This is a genomic window from Psychrobacter sp. D2 (assembly GCF_013608135.1).
GTDB lineage: Bacteria > Pseudomonadota > Gammaproteobacteria > Pseudomonadales > Moraxellaceae > Psychrobacter > Psychrobacter cryohalolentis.
The window spans coordinates 119,499-143,622 of record NZ_JACDXZ010000007.1; the positions used below are offsets into that span (position 1 = coordinate 119,499).

Below are 24,124 nucleotides of genomic sequence, written 5' to 3' on the forward strand. Positions count from 1 at the left end.
GAGCTGAATTTTGATACAGCAAGAATTGCAAATTAACAGTGTTTTTAATTCGCCTAGTTTGTTTTCAGCTAGCTATCGCTTGTGGCTGCTCATTTTTTGCTGCTAAGCGTGTGCTTTAAGTGGCTAATAATCAAGTTTTGGAAGACGAAAATAAGCAGCAAGGTATTTGTGATTAGAAAGAACAACATACGCTAAACAGCGTTAAAACTTTCCTTGGCAAAACAGCGTACGATCTGTTAAAATATCGCCTCCCACCTCGAGGCAAATAGAGGTTTGGTGCCTGTTTTTACAGCCACTAATCATTATTGACTATTTGACGACCAGGTTCTAAAACAGAAAAAGAGGCAAATCATCATGAAAAATAAGATGAAAACCAGAAGCGGTGCAGCTAAACGCTTCAAAAAAACAGCGAACGGCTTTAAGCGTAAGCAAGCATTCAAAAGCCATATTTTGACCAAGAAATCACCTAAGCGTATTCGCCAGTTGCGTGGTCTTAAGTTGGTGCACAAGTCTGACGAAGCAGCAGTTCGTCGTATGTGCCCATACATTTAATAGGCTATCGTCATTTATCTTTAATTAAGCGCTGTTTAATGAATAGCTACTGAATTAAAAGTATATGACTTTGCAATTTGATAACGATGTCTATTATCTGATGACATCGTGATTCGTTTAATAATGATTAAAAATATCTTGGAGTAATTTATGGCCCGTGTAAAACGTGGTGTACAGGCGAATCGTCGTCACAAAAAAATCTTAAAGCGTGCAAAAGGCTACTACGGTGCCCGTTCACGTGTTTACCGCGTAGCGGTACAGGCAGTGACCAAAGCTGGTCAATATGCTTATCGTGACCGTCGCAACAAAAAACGTACTTTCCGTCGTCTTTGGATTGCACGTATCAATGCTGGTGCACGCTTAAACGGCTTAAGCTATAGCCGCTTTATCAATGGCATGAAAAAAGCTAACATTGCAATCGATCGTCGCGTACTTGCTGACATCGCTATGCATGATGCAGCGACTTTCACAGCGTTGGTCGAAAAAGCTAAAGCGGAACTGGCATAAATATTAACCTTCCTTTAGGTAGGCTGCTTTTTAAATCATTATTGATAAGTAGTTATCTACATGGATAGGAATAATATTGATTAATAGGTTGATATTAATAAAAGCTACCGCTGGTCGGTGGCTTTTTTTATATCACATTGTCTGACTGCCTACTTTTAGTACCAGAATCACATACGCTGTTATAGGATAGCGTTTATCATCGTCTAAATATTCAAGCCATTCATATCATTGAAATTATCGTCACATGAATGGGTAAATGGTTTGCAATATTTGGTCAAATCCCTACAATTACCTATCACTATTATTAATAGTCCGTTTAAATCAGGAAGAATGCGTCTTATGACTACCCCTGCTGCTACCACCGATTTGTCGGCGCTACCGACCTTGTCCACAGAGCTAAGCGAGCTTAATGAAGCTCAGCTAAATGAGTTGGCCAGTGCCGCTGAAGCCTTGATTCTACAAGTAACTGATGTGCGTGCGTTGCAAGATTTGCGGGTGCAATTGACCGGTAAAAAGAGTTCCTTAACTGGCTGGTCAAAGCAAATGGGTAAACTCAGCAGCGACGATAAAAAAACCTACGGCGGCTGGTTGCATGAAGTTCGTAGCCGTATTCAAGATGCGTTGACAGAGCAGCAGCAGCAGCTAGAAGTTGCTGCACTAAATGCTAAGCTTGCAAATGAAAGCATTGATATCACCTTGCCTGCTCGCGGTGGGCAAAAAGGTCATTTGCATCCCGTGACCATGATTACCCAACGTATGCAGCAGTATTTTATACAAGCGGGTTTCAACGTTGCTACTGGTCCTGAAGTTGAGAGCGATTACTATAACTTTGAAGCGCTCAATATTCCGTCGCATCATCCAGCACGGGCGATGCACGATACCTTCTATTTTGATGCGCATTACCTACTGCGTACGCATACCAGCCCCGTGCAAATTCGCACCATGGAAAAAAATGAGCCGCCGATTCGTATTATTTGTCCCGGTCGCGTCTATCGTAATGACTCGGACCAAACCCATTCGCCGATGTTCCATCAGCTAGAAGGTTTAATGGTTACCGAGTCGAGTACCTTTGCTGAGCTAAAAGGCTTGATTAGTGAGTTCTTGGAAGCGTTTTTTGCCAAAGAGCTAACCGTACGTTTCCGCCCGTCATTTTTCCCATTTACCGAGCCGTCAGCTGAAGTTGATATCCTCGATGATAATGGTAAATGGCTTGAGGTCATGGGCTGCGGTATGGTACATCCACAAGTGCTGACCAACTGCGGTATTGATGCCGAAAAATATACTGGCTTTGCTTTTGGGATGGGGATTGAGCGCTTTGCGATGTTATATTACGGCATCGATGATTTGCGCCTGTTTTTCCAAAATGACGTACGCTTTTTAAAGCAGTTTGGCTAGAGTGCTCTTTGTTTATATAAAAAGTGCTCCTTGTTAATATAACAAGTTAATGTGCCAACCTTTACTTCAAAATATTTATTATAAAATTCTGATCCGAGATACTTATGAAAATTAGCGAACAGTGGCTACGTCAATGGGTAAACCCCAATAATAGCAGTGAGCAATTGGCTGAACAACTCACGATGGCAGGGCTAGAGATTGATGATCGCTTTGCAGTCGCTCGTGCCTTTAGTGGTGTGGTCGTTGGTGAAGTTATCAGCGTCGAGCAGCATCCAGACGCTGATAAGCTACGCGTCACACAGGTCAATATTGGTGCAGCTGAGCGGTTACAAATCGTTTGCGGTGCACCCAATGTGACTGTTGGTATGAAAGTGCCTGTTGCGACTGTTGGAGCCGTTTTGCCAAGTGATGACAAAAAAGGCTTCACAATTAAAAACGGTAACCTACGTGGTGTCGATTCTAACGGTATGCTCTGCGGTGCGTCTGAGATTGATTTAACCAACAGCATCGATGGTTTACTTGAGCTGCCAGCTGATGCGCCAATCGGTATGGATATCCGTGAATATCTAGGCTTAGACAATCAAATATTGGATATCTCTATTACGCCAAATCGCGGTGATTGTTTTAGCGTACGTGGTATTGCGCGTGAGATATCCGTCATTAACGATTTGCCGTTACAAATGCCAAATATCCCTGATAATATCGATTTCACTCAAAACGAAGTGATGCCAGCTGTAACAGTCAGTGCTGTAGAAGCTTGTCCACGCTACCTTTTACAGTCGATAAGCAATATCGATCGTAGTATCGATACGCCAAAATGGATGCAAGATGCGCTGGTTCAGTCAGGACTACGCTCGCACAACTTTTTGGTTGATGTGACCAACTATGTCTTGATGGAATTGGGTCAGCCGCTACATGCTTTTGATGCTGATACTATCGAGGGCGATATCATTGTGCGTTTGGCACAGCCTGAAGAAACCATTACCTTACTAAATGAGCAAACCATTACCTTAACCGGTGATGAATTGGTCATTGCTGATGATAAAGGCGCACTTGCACTTGCCGGAATCATGGGCGGTCAGCGTAGTAGTGTGACTGATAGTACCACCAATATTGTGTTAGAGAGTGCCTTCTTTAATCCATTGGCAATCGCTGCACGCGCACGCCGTTTTGGTCTGCATACTGATGCCTCACAACGCTTTGAGCGTGGGGTAGACTTTGAATTGCCAGCGCTTGCGTTAGCGCGTGCTGTTGATTTGATTACCAGTGTCACGAATTCTCAAGCGAGGCAAATAATCACAGTCGAAAGTAGCGAGCACCTACCGGCACGTGCGCCAATTACCTTGCCAATTTCTAAAGTCCGTGATGTTATCGGTATTGAGATTGAGCCAGCAGTTATGGTGCGTATCTTAACCCAATTGGGCTTTAAGGTAGAGCAGCAAGCAGATAGCCTGATTTGCATGCCGCCATCATATCGCTTTGATATGAGCATTAAAGAAGATTTGATCGAAGAGGTTGCTCGTATCTATGGCTATGACAATATCCCGAGCATCTTGCCGCACCTGCAAGTCAGCATGGATTATGACGATACCGCAGATTTGACGCATGAGATGAAGCTGGCACTGGTCGATAATGGCTATATGGAAGCGATCAGCTTTAGCTTTAGTGACGCAAAAATAGAAGCCTTGCTCGATGATAAAGCCCTAGGAGAAGTACTGGCACTGGCCAATCCTATCTCTAGTGACTTAGCCGTGATGCGCCGTACTTTGCTATCAAGCTTATTGCCTTGCGTGCAGTACAATCTTAATCGTCAGCAGCCGCGCGTTCGTTTCTTTGAAACTGGGCTTAGCTTTGTTGGTCAAAGTATTAGCGAGTTAGTACAAACGCCAAGTATTGCATTAGTAGCAGTCGGAGATGTTTGGGACGAGCAAGCGTATCAAAACCGTGCGTTAGACTTTTATGATCTTAAGCATGATATTGAGCAATTATTACCTGCGCAAGTGGATGGTGCGCGTATCCGCTATGAGCGTAGTGAGCTAGCTTTCTTGCATCCGGGTCAAAGTGCCAAGCTTTATATTGACGATCAGTATGTTGGCTGGTTGGGGCAATTGCATCCTAATACCGCTAAACAGTTGGATCTGCCAGCTACGTGGGTTGCGCAGTTGTCATTGGCACCATTACTAACGCTTGCTCGTGAACAGCATGCCATTACTACTCCAAGTAAGTTCCCGCAAGTACGCCGCGATATTGCTATATTAGTAGACAGCGATATCAGCCTTCAAACACTAGAGTCAACTATACGTAAGGCATCAGGTGCACTGTTGACTGATCTTTGGTTGTTTGATGTATACCAAGGCGAAAAAGTGCCAGCAGGTCAACGTTCATTAGCATTTGCCTTGATATGGCAAGATAAAACGCAAACCTTATCGGATGACGCTGTAAAAACGGCCACTGATAAAGTGGTACAAGCATTAACGGTTGAGCATTCAGCACAGCTACGTGACAGCTAACCTCTAATCGAAAAAGACAAATACTCTATAGCCTCAATATAAATGAGGCTATGGATTTTTGCTATTTATAAAAATTATTAACTGATAGAAGATTTTATTCATAGAGTAAGTTAAGTGGTTATTAATAAAGGATTTTAATGCAGACTTTATTAAAAAGACGCACAAAAACCTTTATAATAGCTAACACTAATTCTCATACCGCTAAACCATGATATTCGACATCACGACATAGCATAGGAGTCGTACTGTGAGCACCTTAACCAAATCTGACATGATCGAGCATTTGATGAATCATCTAAACCTAACGCGCCAAGAAGGTCGCTGTTTGGTAGAGAATTTTTTTGACGAACTGTCAGAGAGTTTGATTGATGGCAAAGAGGTCAAGCTTTCAGGCTTTGGCAACTTTGAGCTTAAAGATAAAAATAGTCGCCCAGGACGCAACCCTAAGACAGGGGAGCCCGTCGCGGTATCAGCGCGCCGCGTTGTGACCTTTAAAACAGGACAAAAATTTCGTCAACAGGTCGATGAGCGCCTATTTGACCAATAATAGTAGTGGGTAAGATTAAAAGTGATGGTTCGCAGTTGTCTATTAAATCGACTGTTATAGCTATCATTTTTTTATGCGACATTGTCTCAGTTATATAAAACACAAATTGCAGGCATAAAAAAAGAGAGCATAAGCTCTCTTTTTTTAGTACAGTATTTTTATTTATAAAAATAAAAATTACTGAGCTGGTTGCTCAACTACAACTTCGTCAGCTGCGTCTACAGCTGGAGTTTCGCTAGCTACGTCAACGCTAGTAGTAGTACCGTCTACAGGTACTTCAGCATCGATTTCGTCAGTAGCAGTAGCAAGTTGTGCATCAGCGATATCAGCTTCAGCGCCAGCAACAGCAGCTTCTGCTTCAGCAGGAACAGCTTCGCCAGCAGCAGCAGCTTCGTCTAATTGCTCAGAAGCATCAGTTACTTCTTCTTGAGCGTCAGATAAATCTTCAGCAGCGTTTTCTTTGTTGCTATCACAGGCAGTTAAGCCCATAGTTGCAGTCATGATACCAGCTAGAGCAAGTAATTTTAAGTTCATAAGGTTTTCTCCGGGATAATTAAATGAGCAGTAGCAGCAAAAAAGGTTGAACATCCGAGATGTCTCAGATATTCAACTAGTCTTAGTCACAGCTACTCAGCTTTCACGCATTCTATATGATTTCTTTCTGCATAGAAAGAGGTTGTACAATTAAGTTACAATAAAATTGTAAATAGGGTTTTATTTTACTTATTTTACATAATTATCCATACAAAAAGTCAAATTAATCGACGTATAATCAACGACATCTGCTTATTGCAGAGAAATTTCTTATGTCTGGTACTTTGTATCTGTTTGCGCTATTTATGACAGCATAATAAAGAAGATAGCGGATACATAAGTAATGCTAAATGGTAGTCGCAATAACTGGCTGTAAATATAAAAAAGCGCTAAGTGTTTTAAAGCAGTTTGTAGTCTCTGGCAGATGAAATTAGCAAAGGTTATCAAGATATGACATCAAAGGATTGAGCTAAAAACTATATAACATGAATCATGATCGATATGAGTGGCATAAGATATCGTATTTTTTGGGAGAAGGATTATGAAATGGCAAGGCAGACGTGGCAGTACTAATGTGCGTACTAGTAGTGGTGGCGGTAAGCTAATGGGCGGCGGTATCGGCGGTATCATTATTGCTGGTATTTTATGGCTAGTATTTGGAGTAAATCCCATGACCGCATTGCAGACAGGTCAAGAAGTCGCAGGCGGTGGTAATACATCTACTGAACCAGCTACCAGTGACGATCGGGATACACAGTTTGTCAAAGTTGTCTTGGCGGACACTGAAGAGGTTTGGCATCAAATATTCAATGAGGGTGGTAGTACATATAAAGAGCCGTCACTGATTTTGTTTAATGGACAAGTCAGTTCTGCTTGTGGTAGTGCCAGCTCAGCGACTGGTCCTTTTTATTGCCCAGGTGATCAAACGGTCTATTTAGATACGTCGTTTTTCGTAGAGATGCGTCAAAAGCTTGGTATCTCTGGTGATATCCAAAACTCAGGGGATAGTGACAATCAGAACAAAGCTGGCGATTTTGCCCAAGCCTATGTGATCTCCCATGAAGTAGGTCACCATGTACAGACTTTGCTTGGTATTACTCAACAAGTAAATGAAGCCAGCCGTCAAGTGACTCGTGCACAAGCAAATAAATTGTCTGTACTACAAGAGCTACAAGCTGATTGCTTTGCTGGTGTTTGGGCGCAGCGCAATCAAGAGCGCGTACAGTTTTTAGAAGCAGGTGATATCGACGAAGCTATCAATGCTGCTGGTCAGATTGGTGATGATCGCTTAGCACGTGCAGGAGGCGGGGCGGTAGTACCTGATAACTTTACTCATGGTACTAGCCAACAGCGTGTAGAGTGGTTTACGCGCGGTCTAGAGAGCGGTAATGTGCAAACTTGTGATACGTTTAGCGGTGCTTTATAACACTGACTATTATAAAACCAGTTATATTGATTGGTATGATTAATAGTTAATATAGTAATCATTAGACACAAAAAAGCCTGCAATTGATTGCAGGCTTTTTTTGTCAGCTAGTTGGCTAGGTAATATCTTTCATAAAATATATGTGCCAAAAGAGCTGCTTAAAACTGATTATCTGGTTTGATCATAGATATAACCACCAGCGCCGCCAATAGCAGCACCAGCGATTGCACCACGAGCGATATCTTTGCTATCGCCTTTACTTTTGATCAGTGCACCGGCAGCAGCGCCAGCAGTGGCAGCTTTAGCTGTATTACTTAGACCAGTGCTATATCCGTTAGTAGCACAGCCACCCATGATAAGAGCAGAGCTAGTTAGAGCCGTCATTGCGATAGTTTTAGCAAGTTTCATAATATCACCTATTAAATCGTCAAGTTTAAAATACTAAGTATACAGTATATATTTCAGTATGTTCTTAACCCTTATAGTAGCCCTTATATATAAATCTGGTCGTAGTAAAAACGCTAAGCTTTGCAAGTAAGCTGTAAATTATGTTGCCTCACTGTGTCATTGGTAGTGCCTTTGCTTAGGGTTATTGTATTTATCCTGATAGTAAGCTAACTGTTCTCGACGCGAATTATTCCTAATGATAGAGCCAATAGTAATAAAAACAAAAAGACCGCCTTATAGGCAGCCTTTATGAGTAAAACGTCAATTATTTATATAACTTTATTGTCGTAAAAGATTTAAAATCAATTTTGTGATTTACGCTTCATTTGCTCAAAAAATTCATCATTGGTTTTGGCTTCTTTTAAGCGGTCCAATAAGAACTCAGTTGCTTGTACACCATCCATCGGCTGTAGCAATTTACGCAGGATCCAAACTTTACGAAGCTTATCTTCATCAAGCAGACGTTCTTCACGGCGTGTACCCGATTTTTTGATATTAATGGCAGGGAAGACACGCTTTTCTGCCAGATCACGCTCAAGGGTAATCTCTTGATTACCGGTACCTTTGAATTCTTCAAAGATAACGCTGTCCATTTTACTACCAGTATCAATAAGGGCACTGGCGATAATGGTCAAGCTGCCGCCTTCTTCAATATTACGAGCAGCACCAAAGAAGCGTTTTGGGCGCTCTAACGCATTGGCATCCAAACCACCGGTCAACACTTTACCTGATGAAGGAATAACGGTGTTATAGGCGCGGGCAAGACGGGTAATCGAGTCAAGCAAAATGACCACATCTTGCTTATGCTCAACCAAGCGCTTGGCTTTTTCAATGACCATTTCAGCCACTTGTACATGGCGCTGTGGCGGCTCATCGAAAGTTGAGGCAACCACTTCACCGCGTACAGTACGTTCCATCTCGGTGACTTCTTCTGGACGCTCATCAATCAGCAGTACAATGAGGTAGCATTCAGGATTATTACGAGTGATCGATTGTGCTATTGACTGTAGCAGCATCGTTTTACCCGCTTTGGGCGGTGCCACAATAATAGAGCGCTGACCTTTACCAATCGGTGCGATCAGGTCGATAATACGACCAGTCAAATCTTCAGTCGTACCGTTACCTAGCTCAAGCTTTAGCTGCTCAGTTGGAAATAATGGCGTCAAGTTTTCAAAGATAAGCTTATGACGTGAGCGGTCTGGCGTATCAAAGTTGATTTCACCGACTTTTAATAGTGCAAAATAACGCTCAGAGTCTTTTGGTGGACGAATCGTGCCTGCGATACTGTCACCAGTTTTTAGACTGAAACGGCGAATTTGGCTTGGGCTGACATAGATATCATCAGGACCTGCTAAATAAGAGCCTTCAGATGAGCGCAAAAAACCAAAACCGTCAGGGAGCACTTCAAGCACACCATCACCATAGATGGCCTCACCGTTACGGGCATGAGTTTTTAGAATGGCAAAGATAATGTCTTGTTTACGGCTACGTGCCATATTATCAAGACCCATCTCTTTAGCGATGGCCAGTAGCTCAGCGATTGATTTTTTCTTTAATTCAGTAAGATTCATAGATAGGTCGTTAGCAGTTGATAAGATGAGAGATGCCATTATTCACAAATCACGACAGTGATTAAAACAATGTTATTAGGGCGATAGAGGGTATATATACAGAGTTAAAATTTATGTAGTTTTGATTTTATGTGTCAGTTTATGAGCTTGTCGCAAGAGAGGCAGACAAGTTATAAAAGGTGAAGATAAAGAAATCTACATAAGAGTCTGCGTCAAAAACTCAATATCAGTCATTGTGTTTAGTCATTCGGTCAGTAGTGGTATTTAATAATGACGATGGTGTTTTTGTTGATAAACACGAGGAGAATAGCGACAAGATATTTAGGAGAGCCATTAGTGTTCTCTTATCAGCAGACTATACGGGCTTAAAGATAGTATTGTCAATAATTTTTGCCAAAAAAGTAAAGTAATCTAGCTTTTTGCTCATAAAATCAACAAAAAAGCCACTATCTGTATCAGATAATGGCTTTGATGTTTACGATGCTTTCAGCGCTTTTACTAAGAATGACCAAAGCAAGCATGCGTTAATTTATAGATGCTTATCTAATACTTTTGCCAATTCAGCTTTTGGCTGTAAGCCCATGACTGAATCCACTTTTTCGCCACCTTTAAATACGAATAGGGTAGGAATGTTGCGGATACCAAAACGGCTTGCCGCTTGTGGGTTGTTATCAACGTCAACTTTAACGATTTTAACTTTACCTTGGTACTCAGTCGCTAAATCTTCTAAAATAGGTGCGATTGCTTTACAAGGACCACACCATGTTGCCCAAAAATCAACTAATACTGGCACGTCAGATTGTAAGACGTCTTGGTCAAAGTTGGCATCAGTGGTATTAACAATAAGGTCTGACATAATTTTTCTCTCTTGTTTTATTATATGTATCACCATTTATCGATAAAACAATAAATGTCATACCAAAATGATGACCAGCTAACGAATGTTAAGAATGTGTATAAATCTGCCATTATATTAACATGTTTGCCTAAAGTTGACAGACGTAGACTGGTTAAATTGTTTAACAATTACGATTAGCACAATAAATCGACACATAAGGATACAGGGTTGGCTTTTATCTGTTACCTACTGTATTTATTTCTGCTTTTAACTGCTCGTTAAGATTACTTGCATCTTGATTCTATAACGGATTCTGATTTTTATATCCGAACTGATTAATATAAGTCCATTCATATAAGTAGCCCACATTTATGCCCTTTACAGATGAAAAAATCGATGCCCTTAATGCTGAAGAAAAGACCCGTTCGCCTGAGTTTTTTCAAACATTTGCAAAAAAAGTTACCGTCTATGAAGATGAAGATATCTGGGTAGTCGATAAGCCAGCAGGACTGTTGAGTGTCGAGGGTAAGAGCTTAAAAGTAAGCTTGCTAGCTCGCCTTGAACGTGCCAATCCTGCCGTCAAACTGATTCATCGCCTCGATATGGATACCTCTGGCCTGCTTATTTTCGCCAAAAATGCAGCGGCACAAACCAATATTAGTAAGCAGTTCATCGACCGACTACCGCAAAAAAGTTATCAAGCACGAGTGTTTGGTCAATGGGACAGCGTCGGTGCCAAAGGTGAGATATCAGTGCCAGTACGTTATGAGCCTGCAACCAAACCGCGTCATATCGTCGATCCTAACTGGTCAAAACATGCGCTGACTTTATATGAAGTATTGGCGCATGAAGAATGTGATGGGCAAGTAGTAACTCGCGTACTATTAAAACCAGTCACTGGTCGCAGTCATCAGCTGCGGGTCCATATGGTACATGTCGGACATGTGATGATTGGTGACCCGATTTATGCAGAAGGTATTGCATTGGATATTGCGCCAAGACTAAATCTACATGCGCAGCAACTGCGCCTAAAACATCCAACGCTTGGAGCGTGGATGGACTGGGAAAGTCCAACGCCTTTTTAGTATTTTTAAAATAAACTAAAATCTAGTATTGTTGCAAATTACTAGATAAAGTTGCTAGGTAAAGCTGCTATGGAAAATTAGTAAGGCATCCTGCGCTCTGATAGGTAAGCCAACTTGCAAAACAAGGATTGTATTATGCTTAATATGACTACTGCCAAGCAGGCGCTTAAAAAGCGCTTTAAAGCTAAACCTTATTCATCAGATGCTCCTGCAGATTATGAGGTACTGATTATTGGTGCGGGTATCGCAGGCATCAGCATGGCTTGCCATTTGCAGCAGCAGAGCTCGCAAAAAAGTCATCGAAGTCTTTTTGATAGTAAAAGCGTTAAGCAGAAAAAACGCCTCAAACTTAATAGCCAACGATTTTTAATCGTAGAAAAACGTGAGGATTTGGGCGGTACGTGGGATTTGTTTACCTATCCTGGTATTCGTTCTGACTCGGATGCGCTGACTTTTGGCTATAGTTTCCGTCCGTGGCTGGATCATAAGATGCTTGCAAAAGGTGCAGACATTAAAAGCTATATTGCTGATACAGCACGCGAGTTTAAGGTGGTAGAGCATATTCGCTATCAGCATGAAGTACAGCAGTTATCATGGTCAAGCGACAGTCAGCAATGGACGGCGATGATTAAAAATCATGCTACCGGTGAAGTATTGAGCTTAACGGCAAACTTTGTCGTTGGGGCGACCGGTTATTATGACTATGAAACTGGTTATAGACCACATTTTAAAAATGAAGAAAATTTCAAAGGTGAAATAGTCCACCCGCAGCATTGGCAAAATACACAATACGACGATAAAAAGGTCGTCGTCATCGGTAGTGGCGCGACGGCGATGACACTGATACCGGCATTGGTCGATGAAAGTAGTAAACAATGTGCCCGTCATGTCACCATGCTGCAACGCTCACCGACGTATGTTGCAAGCGTACCGGGCGATGATCATGCGCTTGACTTGCTATCAGGTAAATTCTCACCTTTATCAAAATCACAGGCGTACACCTTGTTGCGTACGCGCAATGTGATGTTTCAACAAGGTATTTATCGGGTGGCGATTTATGCGCCAAAAGTGATGAAAGCGCTATTAAACCATAAAGTCAAAAAAGAGCTTAAAGGTAGTGGCGTGGATGTTGACCATTTTAAGCCGGCTTATAATCCTTGGGAAGAGCGTTTGTGTGCGGTACCTGATAGCGATTTGTTTCAAGCTTTGCATAGCAAGCGCGCTGAAGTGGTAACCGATAGCATCAGCCAGTTTACCTCAACTGGTATTGCATTAGCATCAGGCAAGCATTTGGACGCAGATATCATCGTTACTGCGACGGGTCTAAAATTACAGATGCTAGGCGGTGCAGCTTTATATGTCGACGGGGAGCCGATCGATGTGGGCGCACGAATGACCTACAAAGCAGTGATGCTTGAGAATGTACCAAATATGGCAATCATGTTTGGCTATACCAATGCGTCTTGGACATTGAAGATTGATTTAGCTTGTCAGTATGTGCTGCGCTTACTGAGTTATATGAATAAAGAAGGATACAAAACAGTATGTGCGCAGGCTGAGACTGAGCACGAACAAGTGAAAATGCAGGCAGATACGGTGCTTGGGGCACTATCGGCAGGGTATGTCAGCCGTGCCAAGGATGAGCTGCCAAAACAAGGTGATCGCTATCCTTGGCGGGTGAACAATAACTATGTCACCGATCGCATCATGCTCAAATACCGTAAAATCAAAGATGAGTGGCTACAGTTTAGTCGTTAGAATTTGCTAATTATTAATCTTACTGAGCTTGATTGATAAAATCACTGACTTGTTTACTAAGCATCTGCCACAAGGTTTCTTGCGCGCTTTTGCTGCCCCACGCATTGTGCGGACTAAATATTACGCGCGGATGCTCGCCAAGAGCCAGTAAAGGATCATTGGCAGCTATGGGTTCTTGCTCAAAAACGTCGCTGCCATACCCTAAAATTTGCTCATTATTAATGGCATCAGCAAGCGCTTGGCTATCCACAATACCACCACGAGCAACGTTGACAAGTAGAGGTTTTTTAGTCATTTTGGCCAAGGTGTCTGCATTGATAAGGTGCTGAGTTTTCTCATTTAACGGGCAATGCAAGCTCAGTACATCGGACTGCGCCAGCACGTCTTCAAACGCTGTATAGTCATCATTACGCGGCATACGCCCTTGGTGCTCAGCCCACAATACTGTCATGCCAAAAGCACGCGCAATATCAGTGACGCGTTTGCCAATGGTACCAATGCCAATAATACCCAGCGTTTTATTTTCCAAATCTATAAGCGGGATATCAAGTAGGCAAAAATTCCCATTATCTGCCCACGTGCCATCGGTGACTTTATTATGATAATGCAGACTGGCACGCATGGCATTTAGCATCAGCATAAAGGTATGCTCAGGCACGCTTTTCACCGCGTAACCGGCGACGTTATAGAGCGCGATATTACGCTCAACACAAGCATCTTGGTCAACGTTATTCATACCCGTAGCGGTCAGTTGAATAAGTTTTAGCTTTGGCAGCTTAGCAATCGCTTCGGCATTGATTTGCACTTTATTAGTAAAAATAATATCGGCGTCTTTGCAGCGCTCAATAATCAGCGCTTGAGGCGTATCATCGTAAGTAATGTAATCAGTAACGCCAGCGGGTGCTGGCAAGTCGACGTTATCAGAAAAAGTCCCTTTATCTAAAAAAACCGCTTGCATGATGATTCCTTATCTCGTTGTTATCGTAAATGGGTTTGGTTTATTATCGGCTTAATGTAGCACGTTGCTGCATATAGTCAAAAAACATGTCAAAAAGCACAAAGCAAAAAACCTCTACTTCAAGCTGAAATAGAGGTTTTATTTATTGAGACACTAGTTTCTTGCGCTTACTTATTTTTTTGCGCTTATAAAGAAAAACGCTTACGCAATTTACCGATCAGACTACGTACACGACTGCTCAAGTCAATGCGCACATCGTTTTCAGGATCGTGCTCTACTTCATAACGTTTGACCAATTCAGGGCTGGCTTTTAGTTTTGCATGGTGCTGGAATGCACGATTGACACTAATTTCAAGGAGGCTTGCGCGCATTGGCTTCGGTAGGCAGCGATAGACCTGACCTTTATTAATCAAATCAATCAGCAGTCCTGCATCTTGGAATTCGGTCTGTACCAATACGACTAAATGCGGCGCATCTTGCTTTAGGGTAAAGATAATCGGCGCAATATTCTCGCCACTGACATTGATGTCGGTAATACAAACACCGATATCTTCATTCGCCAAATAATCATAAGCTTCCTCTAAACCTTGGGCGTGCAGCACTTTATAGTTATTAGAGAATTGCTTACGTATTTGCTCAATCAACTCATTGGTCTCATCAATGACCAATAAAGTCTGCTTATTGCCTGAACTATCGAACTGCTCGGCGTCTTCGTCTGGGTTATAAGTCAAAGCGATTTCAGTGGCGCGTCCGACGACAGCGAGCAGTTCTTCAGATTTACACGGCTTGGTTAAATAACGGTAAATTTCACCATCATTAATAGAGCCAATAATCGCGTTTAAATCAGCATAGCCGGTTAATAATATACGCATGGTAGAAGGTGATACGTCTTTTACTTCGCGCAAGATATCAACGCCAACCCGCTCAGGCATACGTTGGTCACTGACTGCAACGTGTACATGGTTGTTTTTGATATAGTCGATGTATTCAGTCGGGTCAGTAGTAATAAAAACGTCATGCGTTTTACGAAACAATAGTTTCATCGAACGTAAAATACGTTGTTCATCGTCAATGAACGCCAATTTCGGTTTCGCTTCAACCCCTAACTCAGCGGTACTGATGTTATTACTGGTGTCATTACTGGTGTCATTTTCTAATTCATTCATGATGGTATCCTTATGATGAATAACAGTGATATAGCTTTATATAATCATTAAAATAGTAATTAAAATAACAACAGAACCTAGCGATTATGCCGCTAGGCTTTTTTCTGTCAGATCATTATTAATCGGTAGCGTTAAGGTAAAGGTGGTGCCAACGCCTACAGTCGATACGGCTTTAATGTCGCCATTATGCTGCTCCATAATCTGCTGACTGATTGCCATACCAAGCCCCGTACCTTCGCCTGCGCCTTTAGTGGTAAAAAACGGCTCAAAGATTTGGCTTAGCACTTCTGAGCTCATGCCTTTACCGTTATCACTGACATCAACATAGACATTGCTGTCATCGGCGTGGGTACGCACTTCGATTTTGCCATCAGATTTTTCGCCCATGGCTTGCGCGGCGTTATTAAGCAGATTGACCAAGACTTGGTTGATTTGCGACGGTGAGCATTTGATCTCAGGTGTCGGTGCAAAATCAGTGACAATCTCTTGATGTCTGATAGAGTTACCAGCGATTTTCAATGATGCTTCGATACATTCGCGCACATCAATGGTCTTCACTTTTGACTCATCAAGACGGGCAAAGTTACGTAGGTTTAATACCATCTCGGTGATTTGCTCGACGCCAAATAGCGAGTCTTTAATCAGCTCTTTTAGCTCAGCGGACAAATCATCTTCTTGAATTTCATCGGAAGCACGGACGATATCTGCTAATAACTTATCAATTTTGCCATCGGAAGCCGCGTCAGTTTTAACGCCTTTTAAACCTTGTACCAGTTCAATCAGCTCTTCGTATTGCTCAGTCAACTGACCGATAATCTCGAGGTTATTCTGTACATAAGACAATGGTGTATTCACTTCATGCGCGACACCAGCCACCATTTGTCCCAAGGTTGCCATTTTTTCTGAACGAATCAGCTGCAATTGTGAATTTTTCAATTCTTTTAACGTATCTTGCAGCTCAGCGGTACGCTCTTCTACTTTAATCTCTAGCTGTTGATTGATATTAGCAAGCTTACCTTCGTTAGATTGGATTCGATCTAATAGGTCATTAATAGAGCCGTTCACCAGTCCAATCTCGTTGCGACCTTCCTTGAATTTAACTGAGCTTAGCTTGTTATATTGCTTGTTATTAATGATATTTTCTGCCAGAGAAATTTTATCACTGGTTTCTTTTAGTGGTTTAAAGGCTAAGAATGTCAGCATAAAATAGATAATAGCAGCGGTGATGAGTAGCGCTAATGCAATCCAGTTAATTAAGTTTTCACTCAAGTTATCGGCAATGGCGTTAATCTCAGCATCAGGCTGTACGACAATCAGCTTCCAATACGTTTCAGGAATCTCAAAGACATACGCTTGGCTACCATTATAGAAGTTATCGTTGGTTAGCTCAAAGCTTTGTAGCAAACGGCTATCCATGGCGTTTTGCTTGTTTTCACCGTTATTTAAATAAGCGGCGTAGTTGACTAAGTAATAACCTTTGGAATCACCTGTTTCTGCTTTATCAATCGTATTCAGTACTTGCTGAACCTGCGGCGATACATTGGCAGCAACTTGCTCGATAATCTCATTACGCTGAGTTTCTAAGAAACCTAACACCGGCTCCCAAGCTGGATCTGAGTTAATAACTTGTTTAATATCAAGTGGCGTACCGGTTGCTTCATCAATATAGCTTAAGCGTTCAGGGTTAGACGAGGCGATAACCTTATCACTGTTATCTAATAATAAAATATAGCCTGAACCAGAGCTCTCACTCAACTTGACGATGTTCTCTTGCAACTGGTTTAGGGTAAAGTTGACCGTACTGGCACCCCAAAACTGATTGTCACGCTCAATGGCGACACCGCAGCTCATGGCAAGCTCGCCTTTGGTTTGGCTGGCGCGAACATGGTTCCAGATACAGCTGTCAGGTTTGAGTAGTTTTAAGACGCTAAACCAATCTTCTTGATAATAAGGATTGGTTGGGTTTGGATCGCTTAGTACCGCTTGATAATCACCGTTTTGGCGTACCATCAAAAACGGATGGGTTGCAGTATTGGCACCAAGAGCGCCTTTTTCTGGCCAAATGCCGCCACTACCCAATAAGTTATAGTCGCGTTTATCGAATGCATTGGCGGTACTGACTTGCAAAATATTCTCTTGCGGTGGCAGCGTTTGCGCGCTTTGCTGTAACAGCAAGGCACTACGCATGACACGATTGATGTCGGCTGAGATACTATTAACCGCGGTATTACCACGTTCAGCGACCAGCTTTGCTGACTCAAGACGGATTTTATCATGGCCTTCTTTATCAACCACATAAACAACGACCGCAAGTACGACCGCAAAAGCAATGAACAAAATAGTGGTAACTTGGGTACTGACTTGATTAAAAAAGCCAACTTTTTTAGAGGCACTCATGACGGAATTTGTCCTTGGGAGTAGGGAGCACAAAAAGAATTGCCAATGGGATGGATTGGCTACAACGAAATATATGGTTAATTTTCATCAAAATAGCTTGTTAACACTAGTCATAAACGTCAACTGAAAATAGTGTTAACATAACTTAAAATTATGATAATAAACTTAACTTATAACTTAATGGACTATTACAGGCAATAGCATACTCATAATCGCTGATAAAGCATCGATAACGGTTATGAGGTCTATGCTATTTTTTATATAAGTAGTAGTTAGCTAAAAGTCTAATGACTTAGTTAAATTGAATAGCTTTGGTATTAAGAGAGATGTTCTATTGCATTTTTTAACAATACAGTAACAATTTTACGATAACAATATTTTTTGTTTACTTACGAGTCGTTATCTTATTGGTTTATAAGCCCAACTTATGCTTAGCCTTGACTTTATCTTGCAGAAATCTGCTCTTGAAAAGTGAACTTAACGCACTCATCTAAGCGCTAACGTTATATAATGATCTGTTTTACCGACGGATTTGGCTTACAAGCTGATGTGCCTGATATATCTCGTGACAATATACTGAATGACCGTATATCCAATAATTATCAGTTCGTCCATTTGACTGAGCCAGCAAGCATGGCTTGCATCGTAAACTACCTATTTTCTTATCATCTGAGTACAAAAAGACATCGCCCTATGACTATCTCTATCGCTTCATTGCACAGCACCGAATTCGCCGTTGGTCAACGCTATTTATCTGATACGGAGTCCGAGCTGGGCTTAGGTGTGGTCATCGATGTAGACGACCGATGTGTGCACATTTTATTTCCGCAAAGTGAAGAGACACGCGTTTATGCAAAAAACTCTGCGCCGTTATCTCGTGTGGTGTTTAAAGTCGGCGATAGTATCTCTGATCAGGCAGGTAAGAGCTATACAGTAAATGCTGTTGAAGAAGTGATGGGCGTGCTCAAGTACAGTGTAAATGAGCATGAAAAAGCCATTATGGAAACCCGTTTGGCTGCTAATATTACTTTGGCGAAACCACTTGAGCGTCTGCTAGCAGGTCGTATTGAGCGCAGTGATTGGTACGATTTGCGTCAAGATATTTTGCGTATGCAATCAGCGCTTGCAGGTCATCCGCTTAAAGGCTTGATGGGCGCGCGCGTCGATATCATTGAGCATCAGTTATATATCGCTCATGAAGTCGGCAAACGTATTGCGCCGCGAGTTTTGCTGGCTGATGAAGTCGGTTTGGGTAAAACCATCGAGGCAGGTTTGATTATTCATCAGCAGCTGCTGACGGGTAAAGCTGAGCGTGTATTGATTCTTGTACCAGACAGTCTGCAATACCAGTGGATGATTGAGCTGCGCCGCCGCTTTAATCTCAACTTTGCCTTGTTTGATTTGGTGCGTACCGCAGCGATTAAAGAGCACGACCCTGAGCAAAATGTCTTTATGACTGAGCAATGTGTCATCGCTGGTATGGACTTACTCCTTGACCATCCTGACTTGTATGATCAGGCGATGGAAGCAGGGTTTGATTTATTGGTCGTCGATGAAGCGCACCATTTGCACTGGGATGAAGCGCAAGGCGGCAATGATAAGTACGACCTCATTGCAGATTTTGCTGAAGAGACGGCAGGAGTCATGCTATTGACGGCGACACCTGAGCAGCTTGGGGCGCAAAGTCACTTTGCCCGTTTGCGTCTATTAGACCCAGATCGCTTTGATGACTTAGATGAGTTTATCGATGGTCAAGATGCCTTTGCAGAAACGGCAGCCGTTGCCAGCCTATTAATAGAAGATAAACCTTTAAGTGATGGACAAATTTCCGCACTGAGTAGTTTACTGACGATTAGTATCGATGAATTAGCAACGATTAACGAAGACGAAAAACTCCGTACTTATGCCCTAAATGAATTGCTAGATCGCCATGGTACGGGACGTATTTTATTCCGTAATACCCGTGAGAGTGTGAAAGGTTTTTATGGTCGTAGTAGCCAGCCTTATCCACTGCCATTACCTGAAGCATGGGTCGACAGCTATCAAACCAATGGTAAATTGCGTGAACAGCTATGGGGCGAAGAAAATCAACCTGATGGTGGCTGGTTGGAAGATGACCCACGTGTGTCTTGGCTGATTGATATCTTAAAGGGTGCGCTTAAGCACAAAAAAGTACTGTTAATTGCCCGTAGTGGTGCGACCGTTGAGAGCTTGGAAGCGGTATTGCGTCTACATGCGGGTATTAAGACTGCTATCTTTACCGAGCAGATGACCTTGCTTGAGCGTGACCAAGCCGCGGCGTTCTTTGCTGATAGTGAAGGCGCGCAGATATTATTATGCTCAGAGATTGGGTCGGAAGGTCGTAATTTTCAGTTTGCAAGTCAGCTGATATTATGGGATTTACCCGCCAATCCAGATACTTTGGAGCAGCGTATCGGTCGTCTAGATCGTATTGGGCAAACGCAGCAAATCATGCTACATGTACCTTATGTGCAAGGTACCGCGCAAGAGCGTCTGTATCAGTGGTATAACAATGCGCTAAATATGTTTAATCAGATTTCACCAACAGCGCAGAGCGTACAAGAGCAGTATATCCAAGAGCTAAAACCGATGCTTGAGGGTGCCGATAACGACGTCAATCGTGCAATATTGGCAGATATTATCGCAGAAGCAGCACAGACACGACAGGGACTTGAAACACAGTTGCAAGCTGGTCGTGATCGTTTATTAGAATACAACTCATGCCGTCCGCGCGTCGCTGGACGTATCGCTGATGCCATGCGCGATTTTGATGGGCATAATCTATTGCCGCAGTTTATCGAGCGCTTTTTTGCCTCAGCCAATATCGAGCATAATATCCAACGCGATGGCTCGTGGGTGATTTCACCGATTGATAGCACTGAGATTAGCGATTATATCGACGGTCTGCCACTCGGTGATGAAGATGGTATGACGTTGACTTTTGAACGTGAGCAAGCGCTGCAACGTGAGGATATTGCTTTTATCACGCATGAACATCCATTGATGCAGGCGATTTATGAGCTAGCAAGTACCAGCACCTTTGGTAATACCACGGTGGCAATGCTAAAAAGCGCTGCGGTACCACAGGGCATGGTGATGTTAGAAGTGAATTTCCGTGTAGAAGCCATTGCGCCAAAACTGCTTAACTTGCCTGCAACCTTGAGCACGCAAAATATCCGCGTCTTTATCAGTGAGCAGGGCAGCGATTTGTCAGCGCGTATCAGTGCCGATATGATCATGCCGCACATTGAGCGCCTAGATAAAAACCGCGCCCGCCAAGTGATTAAAGTACGCGGCGATGTCATCGAGCAGCGTTATTATGAAGCGGAAGATATTGCCCGTCAGCAGTTGGCTGAGATTGGTGAGCAAGCAAGTGCCCGCTTTAGCCAGCAGTGGTCGCGTGAGATCAAACGTCTTAAGCATCTACAAACCATCAATCCAAACGTGCGTCCAGCAGAGATTGAGCGTTTAGAGCAGCTAAAAATGCAAGGCGAGCAAGCATTGGCGGGCTTGTCATTGGTGCCAGATTCTATCCGTGTATTGGTGGCAGTAAAACCATAAATTTAATACAATAGTAAAAACGAGGTGTATTTAAGCATCTCGTTTTTATTTATGACTTTTTATCATGAGTTTTCGATAGTCCATTTATTGCTCATCTAAAGATTTATCTTGTATATTACTGCTATTGATTTCATATTATTTAAATTAAAACGCCCTATCGGCTCAAGCCATATCGTCTTGATATTCTTTGGCGCTTATATCTAGATGCTTGGCGTTATTGATAAAAATAAGGAAAGTAATCGTCATGTCTGATTATTCACAACTAATAGATGAGCTATTGGCTACCGTCGCGCTCATCGAAGTCAGCCCTGATGTATTTGAAGGTAAAAGCCATGACTATGTCGGTGCCCGTATCTTTGGTGGGCAAGTGCTCGCACAAGCGATTATGGCAGCAGCGCATACGCTTGATGAAGACAAGCCTTGTCACTCCTTGCATGGGTATTTTTTGCGCGGCGGTGATATCAACCAGCCGGTGATTTATCAAGTGCGCCGCTTACGCGATGGGCGTAGTTTGTCCGCGCGCGAGGTAACGGCGATTCAGTATAAGCAAGTACGTGGTAAGCCGCCGGTTGAGCAAGTGATATTTTCAATGATTGCCTCTTTTTCACCGATGGAAGAGGGCTTAGAGTATCAAGAAGATATGCCTGTCTATCCACCGCCTGAAGACTTACTTGCGGAGCAGGATCTAAAAGAAGACTATGTTGGTAAAGTCCCAGAGGCATTAAAATCTCGTTTTATGCGCCGTCGTCATATCGAGATTAAACCGGTGAAACCGCGTGACCCGATCCATCCGGAACCAATGAAGCCTAAGCAAGCGAACTGGCTGCGTATCCGCGAGCTTGGCAATCAACCCGTCGCGATTCAGCAAGCATTACTGGCATTCTCCTCTGATTTTTATTTGGTTGGCACGGGGCTGATGTCACATGGTATTAGCTTTATGACCAGCGGCTTGCAAGCTGCTAGTATCGACCATTCGATGCATTTTCATCGTCACTTTGACTTAAATGATTGGCTGCTATACGACATGTGGAGTGATACGACATCTAATGCGATGGGACTCAATCACGGTCAATTTTGGCAAGATGGTAAGCTGGTGGCGACCGTACAGCAAGAAGGCTTGATGCGTTTGCGAGTGCCAAAGTCTTAAGTTTTTATATTGCTATAAATAAAAAAGCGACTCAGGATTCTTCTGAGTCGCTTTTTTTGTGGCTCATGAATTGCTCTTTTATAGAGTTAGCTTAAATAAATGGATCATTTATTATTCTAAAATCTTTACCATCGCTCTTGGTAATCCTAGCTTTGCTTGCGCATCATCAGCGTTTAACCAGTTAATATTAATTTCAGCTGCTTGTAATGCCTTGGTTATCTCAGTCACCTGTTTATCGTTTAAAGTTACCGATTGCGGGGTTAAATACCAATGAAAATGGGTCAATGAATGTTTGATAGGCGAATCATCGAGTAATGTGTTGCTAACTGATTTTGCGCTCAATTGATTCTTGTTCAGCCACTCATTAATAATTTGCTCAGCAGTAGTAAATTCTGTCTCGTATATTTTTTCATTACTAGCTACTTCTAAAAACTGATTATCATTCGCTGCAATTGGTTCCTTATTTTTATTCTTGTCAGCATCCTTCACAGCAACTTCTCCGCTAATTTTTTCTATAAATGCTAGCGGCAAACTCCACAGTCCGCCCCAAATACCATTGTCAGGGCGCTGTAACCAAAGTATCTCGCCATTTTCGTTTTCAATAAGCAGTGCATTACTAAATTTACTCGGTTTAGGCTGTTTCTTAGCCTTCACTGGATATTCCTTTTCACGACCTTGCGCATGCGCTAAGCAATCATCTTGTAGTGGACATAGTAGACAAGCAGGCTTACTACGCGTGCATAAAGTTGCACCCATATCCATCATCGCTTGCGCAAACAATCCTGATTGTTCTCTAGGCGTTAAACGCTCTGCCAATCCCCACAGCTCTTTAGTCGTCGCGGACTTAGTGATGTCACCATCAATTGCTGCCCAGCGTGTCAGTACCCGTTTGACATTACCGTCACAAATGACGCCATAACGATGCAAGCCCATAGACATAATCGCCCCAGCGGTCGATGGCCCGACGCCAGATATGGCTTCCCACCCTGCTAGCGTCTGCGGAAAGTCGCCCGTCTCATCAATGACTTCGACCAGTTGTTTCGCGCCTTTATGCAAATTACGCGCGCGCGCATAATAACCAAGTCCTGCCCAATGCTCCGCAACCGTATCCCATTCTGCGGCTGCTAAATCTTGTACCGTTGGAAACGATGCCATAAAACGGGCAAAGTAGGGCAGTACCGTCGTTACTTGCGTTTGCTGGAGCATGACTTCGGATAGCCAGACGATATAAGGATTGGGCGCGTCGGTTTGGTGCTGCTGCCAAGGTAGGTCATGGCGACCGTTTTCGGCGAACCAATCGAGTAGGCGCGGGGCGAATGAATCGAGAGAAGTAGAGTATTGAGTAAAAGTATTTTCTATCGTTGTGAGGTTTGCAGTGGGGGTAAGCTGAGTCATATCATCAATTTTTGGCATATTAGTGTATGAATTATAACCGATTTTTGAGAGAAGTGAGTTGATATCGCTGTTGTGCGCTGTTGTGCGCTGTTGTGCGCTGTTGTGCGCTGTTTGAGATTACCATGATGTAAGCGTCTTTTGAGTATGAGTGTTAAAAAACAGAGTATGTAACAGAAAACTTAATGTAGAGTTGCAAATTTATAAAGTAAATCTTACAAAATTAAGTGAATTTTGTAGATAAATTAACTTATCATTATTGTGCTTTTTGCAAGATTATGACTCTTATTCTCGCTAGGGTTGCAAGAGTAC

The 24,124-nt window shown here is 42.7% G+C and carries 18 protein-coding genes; 10 read left to right on the top strand and 8 right to left on the bottom strand.

Annotated features, from left to right (window positions below; all coding sequences use genetic code 11):
- Positions 1–354: 354 nt before the first annotated feature.
- The 5 genes from rpmI (at position 355) to H0262_RS10090 (ending at position 5,511) form a co-directional block, all read left to right on the top strand.
- Positions 355–552: a 50S ribosomal protein L35 gene (gene rpmI, locus H0262_RS10070; RefSeq protein WP_011514608.1), complete on the top strand. Its 198-nt coding sequence runs from the start codon at positions 355–357 to the stop codon at positions 550–552.
- Between the two features lie 150 nt (positions 553–702).
- Complete coding sequence (gene rplT, locus H0262_RS10075) at positions 703–1,059, top strand: 50S ribosomal protein L20 (RefSeq protein ID WP_011281252.1); 357 nt, start codon at positions 703–705, stop codon at positions 1,057–1,059.
- 339 nt (positions 1,060–1,398) lie between these two features.
- Positions 1,399–2,454, top strand: a complete 1,056-nt coding sequence (gene pheS, locus H0262_RS10080) for a phenylalanine--tRNA ligase subunit alpha (RefSeq protein ID WP_181210655.1) — start codon at positions 1,399–1,401, stop codon at positions 2,452–2,454.
- A gap of 104 nt (positions 2,455–2,558) precedes the next feature.
- Positions 2,559–4,964 carry a phenylalanine--tRNA ligase subunit beta gene (gene pheT / locus H0262_RS10085; RefSeq protein ID WP_181210656.1) on the top strand — a complete coding sequence of 802 codons (2,406 nt, stop codon included), beginning with the start codon at positions 2,559–2,561 and terminating at the stop codon, positions 4,962–4,964.
- 247 nt (positions 4,965–5,211) lie between these two features.
- Positions 5,212–5,511 (top strand): integration host factor subunit alpha, encoded by a 300-nt coding sequence (locus tag H0262_RS10090; RefSeq protein ID WP_011514605.1) that lies wholly within the window; start codon positions 5,212–5,214, stop codon positions 5,509–5,511.
- Between the two features lie 177 nt (positions 5,512–5,688).
- Here H0262_RS10090 and H0262_RS10095 read toward each other — a convergent pair whose 3' ends face one another.
- A complete protein-coding gene (locus tag H0262_RS10095; protein WP_020444409.1) occupies positions 5,689–6,045 on the bottom strand; it encodes a hypothetical protein in 357 nt (118 codons plus the stop codon).
- Between the two features lie 541 nt (positions 6,046–6,586).
- On the opposite strand from H0262_RS10095, the gene H0262_RS10100 reads away from it, so the two are divergent.
- Complete coding sequence (locus H0262_RS10100) at positions 6,587–7,471, top strand: neutral zinc metallopeptidase (RefSeq protein ID WP_011514603.1); 885 nt, start codon at positions 6,587–6,589, stop codon at positions 7,469–7,471.
- A gap of 168 nt (positions 7,472–7,639) precedes the next feature.
- Here H0262_RS10100 and H0262_RS10105 read toward each other — a convergent pair whose 3' ends face one another.
- The 3 genes from H0262_RS10105 to trxA form a co-directional block, all read right to left on the bottom strand.
- Complete coding sequence (locus H0262_RS10105) at positions 7,640–7,879, bottom strand: hypothetical protein (protein ID WP_011514602.1); 240 nt, start codon at positions 7,877–7,879, stop codon at positions 7,640–7,642.
- Between the two features lie 341 nt (positions 7,880–8,220).
- On the bottom strand, positions 8,221–9,489 hold the full coding sequence (rho, locus tag H0262_RS10110) for a transcription termination factor Rho (protein WP_020444407.1): 1,269 nt from the start codon (positions 9,487–9,489) through the stop codon (positions 8,221–8,223).
- Between the two features lie 529 nt (positions 9,490–10,018).
- On the bottom strand, positions 10,019–10,345 hold the full coding sequence (gene trxA / locus H0262_RS10115) for a thioredoxin (RefSeq protein ID WP_020444406.1): 327 nt from the start codon (positions 10,343–10,345) through the stop codon (positions 10,019–10,021).
- A 353-nt stretch (positions 10,346–10,698) separates the two neighbouring features.
- Between trxA and H0262_RS10120 the strand changes: the two genes are divergently transcribed.
- On the top strand, positions 10,699–11,412 hold the full coding sequence (locus H0262_RS10120; protein ID WP_181210657.1) for an RluA family pseudouridine synthase: 714 nt from the start codon (positions 10,699–10,701) through the stop codon (positions 11,410–11,412).
- 135 nt (positions 11,413–11,547) lie between these two features.
- On the top strand, positions 11,548–13,170 hold the full coding sequence (locus H0262_RS10125; RefSeq protein WP_181210658.1) for an NAD(P)/FAD-dependent oxidoreductase: 1,623 nt from the start codon (positions 11,548–11,550) through the stop codon (positions 13,168–13,170).
- Between the two features lie 19 nt (positions 13,171–13,189).
- Here the strand turns inward: H0262_RS10125 and H0262_RS10130 are convergent, their stop codons facing one another.
- From H0262_RS10130 to H0262_RS10140, 3 genes are all read right to left on the bottom strand, one after another.
- Positions 13,190–14,128, bottom strand: a complete 939-nt coding sequence (locus H0262_RS10130; protein ID WP_181210659.1) for a D-2-hydroxyacid dehydrogenase — start codon at positions 14,126–14,128, stop codon at positions 13,190–13,192.
- 185 nt (positions 14,129–14,313) lie between these two features.
- The gene (locus H0262_RS10135) at positions 14,314–15,294 is read right to left on the bottom strand and encodes a response regulator (RefSeq protein WP_181210660.1); all 981 of its coding nucleotides are present in this window, start codon (positions 15,292–15,294) and stop codon (positions 14,314–14,316) included.
- 84 nt (positions 15,295–15,378) lie between these two features.
- On the bottom strand, positions 15,379–17,691 hold the full coding sequence (locus H0262_RS10140) for a sensor histidine kinase (protein ID WP_181210661.1): 2,313 nt from the start codon (positions 17,689–17,691) through the stop codon (positions 15,379–15,381).
- A gap of 693 nt (positions 17,692–18,384) precedes the next feature.
- On the opposite strand from H0262_RS10140, the gene rapA reads away from it, so the two are divergent.
- Positions 18,385–21,273: an RNA polymerase-associated protein RapA gene (gene rapA / locus H0262_RS10145; protein WP_181210662.1), complete on the top strand. Its 2,889-nt coding sequence runs from the start codon at positions 18,385–18,387 to the stop codon at positions 21,271–21,273.
- A 244-nt stretch (positions 21,274–21,517) separates the two neighbouring features.
- Positions 21,518–22,420: an acyl-CoA thioesterase II gene (locus H0262_RS10150; RefSeq protein WP_020444398.1), complete on the top strand. Its 903-nt coding sequence runs from the start codon at positions 21,518–21,520 to the stop codon at positions 22,418–22,420.
- Positions 22,421–22,531: 111 nt separating this feature from the next.
- Here H0262_RS10150 and mutY read toward each other — a convergent pair whose 3' ends face one another.
- Positions 22,532–23,815, bottom strand: a complete 1,284-nt coding sequence (gene mutY / locus H0262_RS10155; RefSeq protein ID WP_220432417.1) for an A/G-specific adenine glycosylase — start codon at positions 23,813–23,815, stop codon at positions 22,532–22,534.
- Positions 23,816–24,124 lie beyond the last annotated feature (309 nt).

What these genes read in the sequence shown, in the direction of transcription:
- rapA (WP_181210662.1), top strand. Translation starts at nt 18,385, where the DNA reads ATGACTATCTCTATCGCTTCATTGCACAGCACCGAATTCGCCGTTGGT.
- rplT (WP_011281252.1), top strand. Translation starts at nt 703, where the DNA reads ATGGCCCGTGTAAAACGTGGTGTACAGGCGAATCGTCGTCACAAAAAA.
- H0262_RS10120 (WP_181210657.1), top strand. Translation starts at nt 10,699, where the DNA reads ATGCCCTTTACAGATGAAAAAATCGATGCCCTTAATGCTGAAGAAAAG.
- rho (WP_020444407.1), bottom strand. Translation starts at nt 9,489, where the DNA reads ATGAATCTTACTGAATTAAAGAAAAAATCAATCGCTGAGCTACTGGCC.
- H0262_RS10095 (WP_020444409.1), bottom strand. Translation starts at nt 6,045, where the DNA reads ATGAACTTAAAATTACTTGCTCTAGCTGGTATCATGACTGCAACTATG.
- mutY (WP_220432417.1), bottom strand. Translation starts at nt 23,815, where the DNA reads ATGACTCAGCTTACCCCCACTGCAAACCTCACAACGATAGAAAATACT.
- trxA (WP_020444406.1), bottom strand. Translation starts at nt 10,345, where the DNA reads ATGTCAGACCTTATTGTTAATACCACTGATGCCAACTTTGACCAAGAC.
- H0262_RS10140 (WP_181210661.1), bottom strand. Translation starts at nt 17,691, where the DNA reads ATGAGTGCCTCTAAAAAAGTTGGCTTTTTTAATCAAGTCAGTACCCAA.
- H0262_RS10105 (WP_011514602.1), bottom strand. Translation starts at nt 7,879, where the DNA reads ATGAAACTTGCTAAAACTATCGCAATGACGGCTCTAACTAGCTCTGCT.
- H0262_RS10150 (WP_020444398.1), top strand. Translation starts at nt 21,518, where the DNA reads ATGTCTGATTATTCACAACTAATAGATGAGCTATTGGCTACCGTCGCG.
- H0262_RS10130 (WP_181210659.1), bottom strand. Translation starts at nt 14,128, where the DNA reads ATGCAAGCGGTTTTTTTAGATAAAGGGACTTTTTCTGATAACGTCGAC.
- rpmI (WP_011514608.1), top strand. Translation starts at nt 355, where the DNA reads ATGAAAAATAAGATGAAAACCAGAAGCGGTGCAGCTAAACGCTTCAAA.
- H0262_RS10125 (WP_181210658.1), top strand. Translation starts at nt 11,548, where the DNA reads ATGCTTAATATGACTACTGCCAAGCAGGCGCTTAAAAAGCGCTTTAAA.
- pheT (WP_181210656.1), top strand. Translation starts at nt 2,559, where the DNA reads ATGAAAATTAGCGAACAGTGGCTACGTCAATGGGTAAACCCCAATAAT.
- H0262_RS10135 (WP_181210660.1), bottom strand. Translation starts at nt 15,294, where the DNA reads ATGAATGAATTAGAAAATGACACCAGTAATGACACCAGTAATAACATC.
- pheS (WP_181210655.1), top strand. Translation starts at nt 1,399, where the DNA reads ATGACTACCCCTGCTGCTACCACCGATTTGTCGGCGCTACCGACCTTG.
- H0262_RS10100 (WP_011514603.1), top strand. Translation starts at nt 6,587, where the DNA reads ATGAAATGGCAAGGCAGACGTGGCAGTACTAATGTGCGTACTAGTAGT.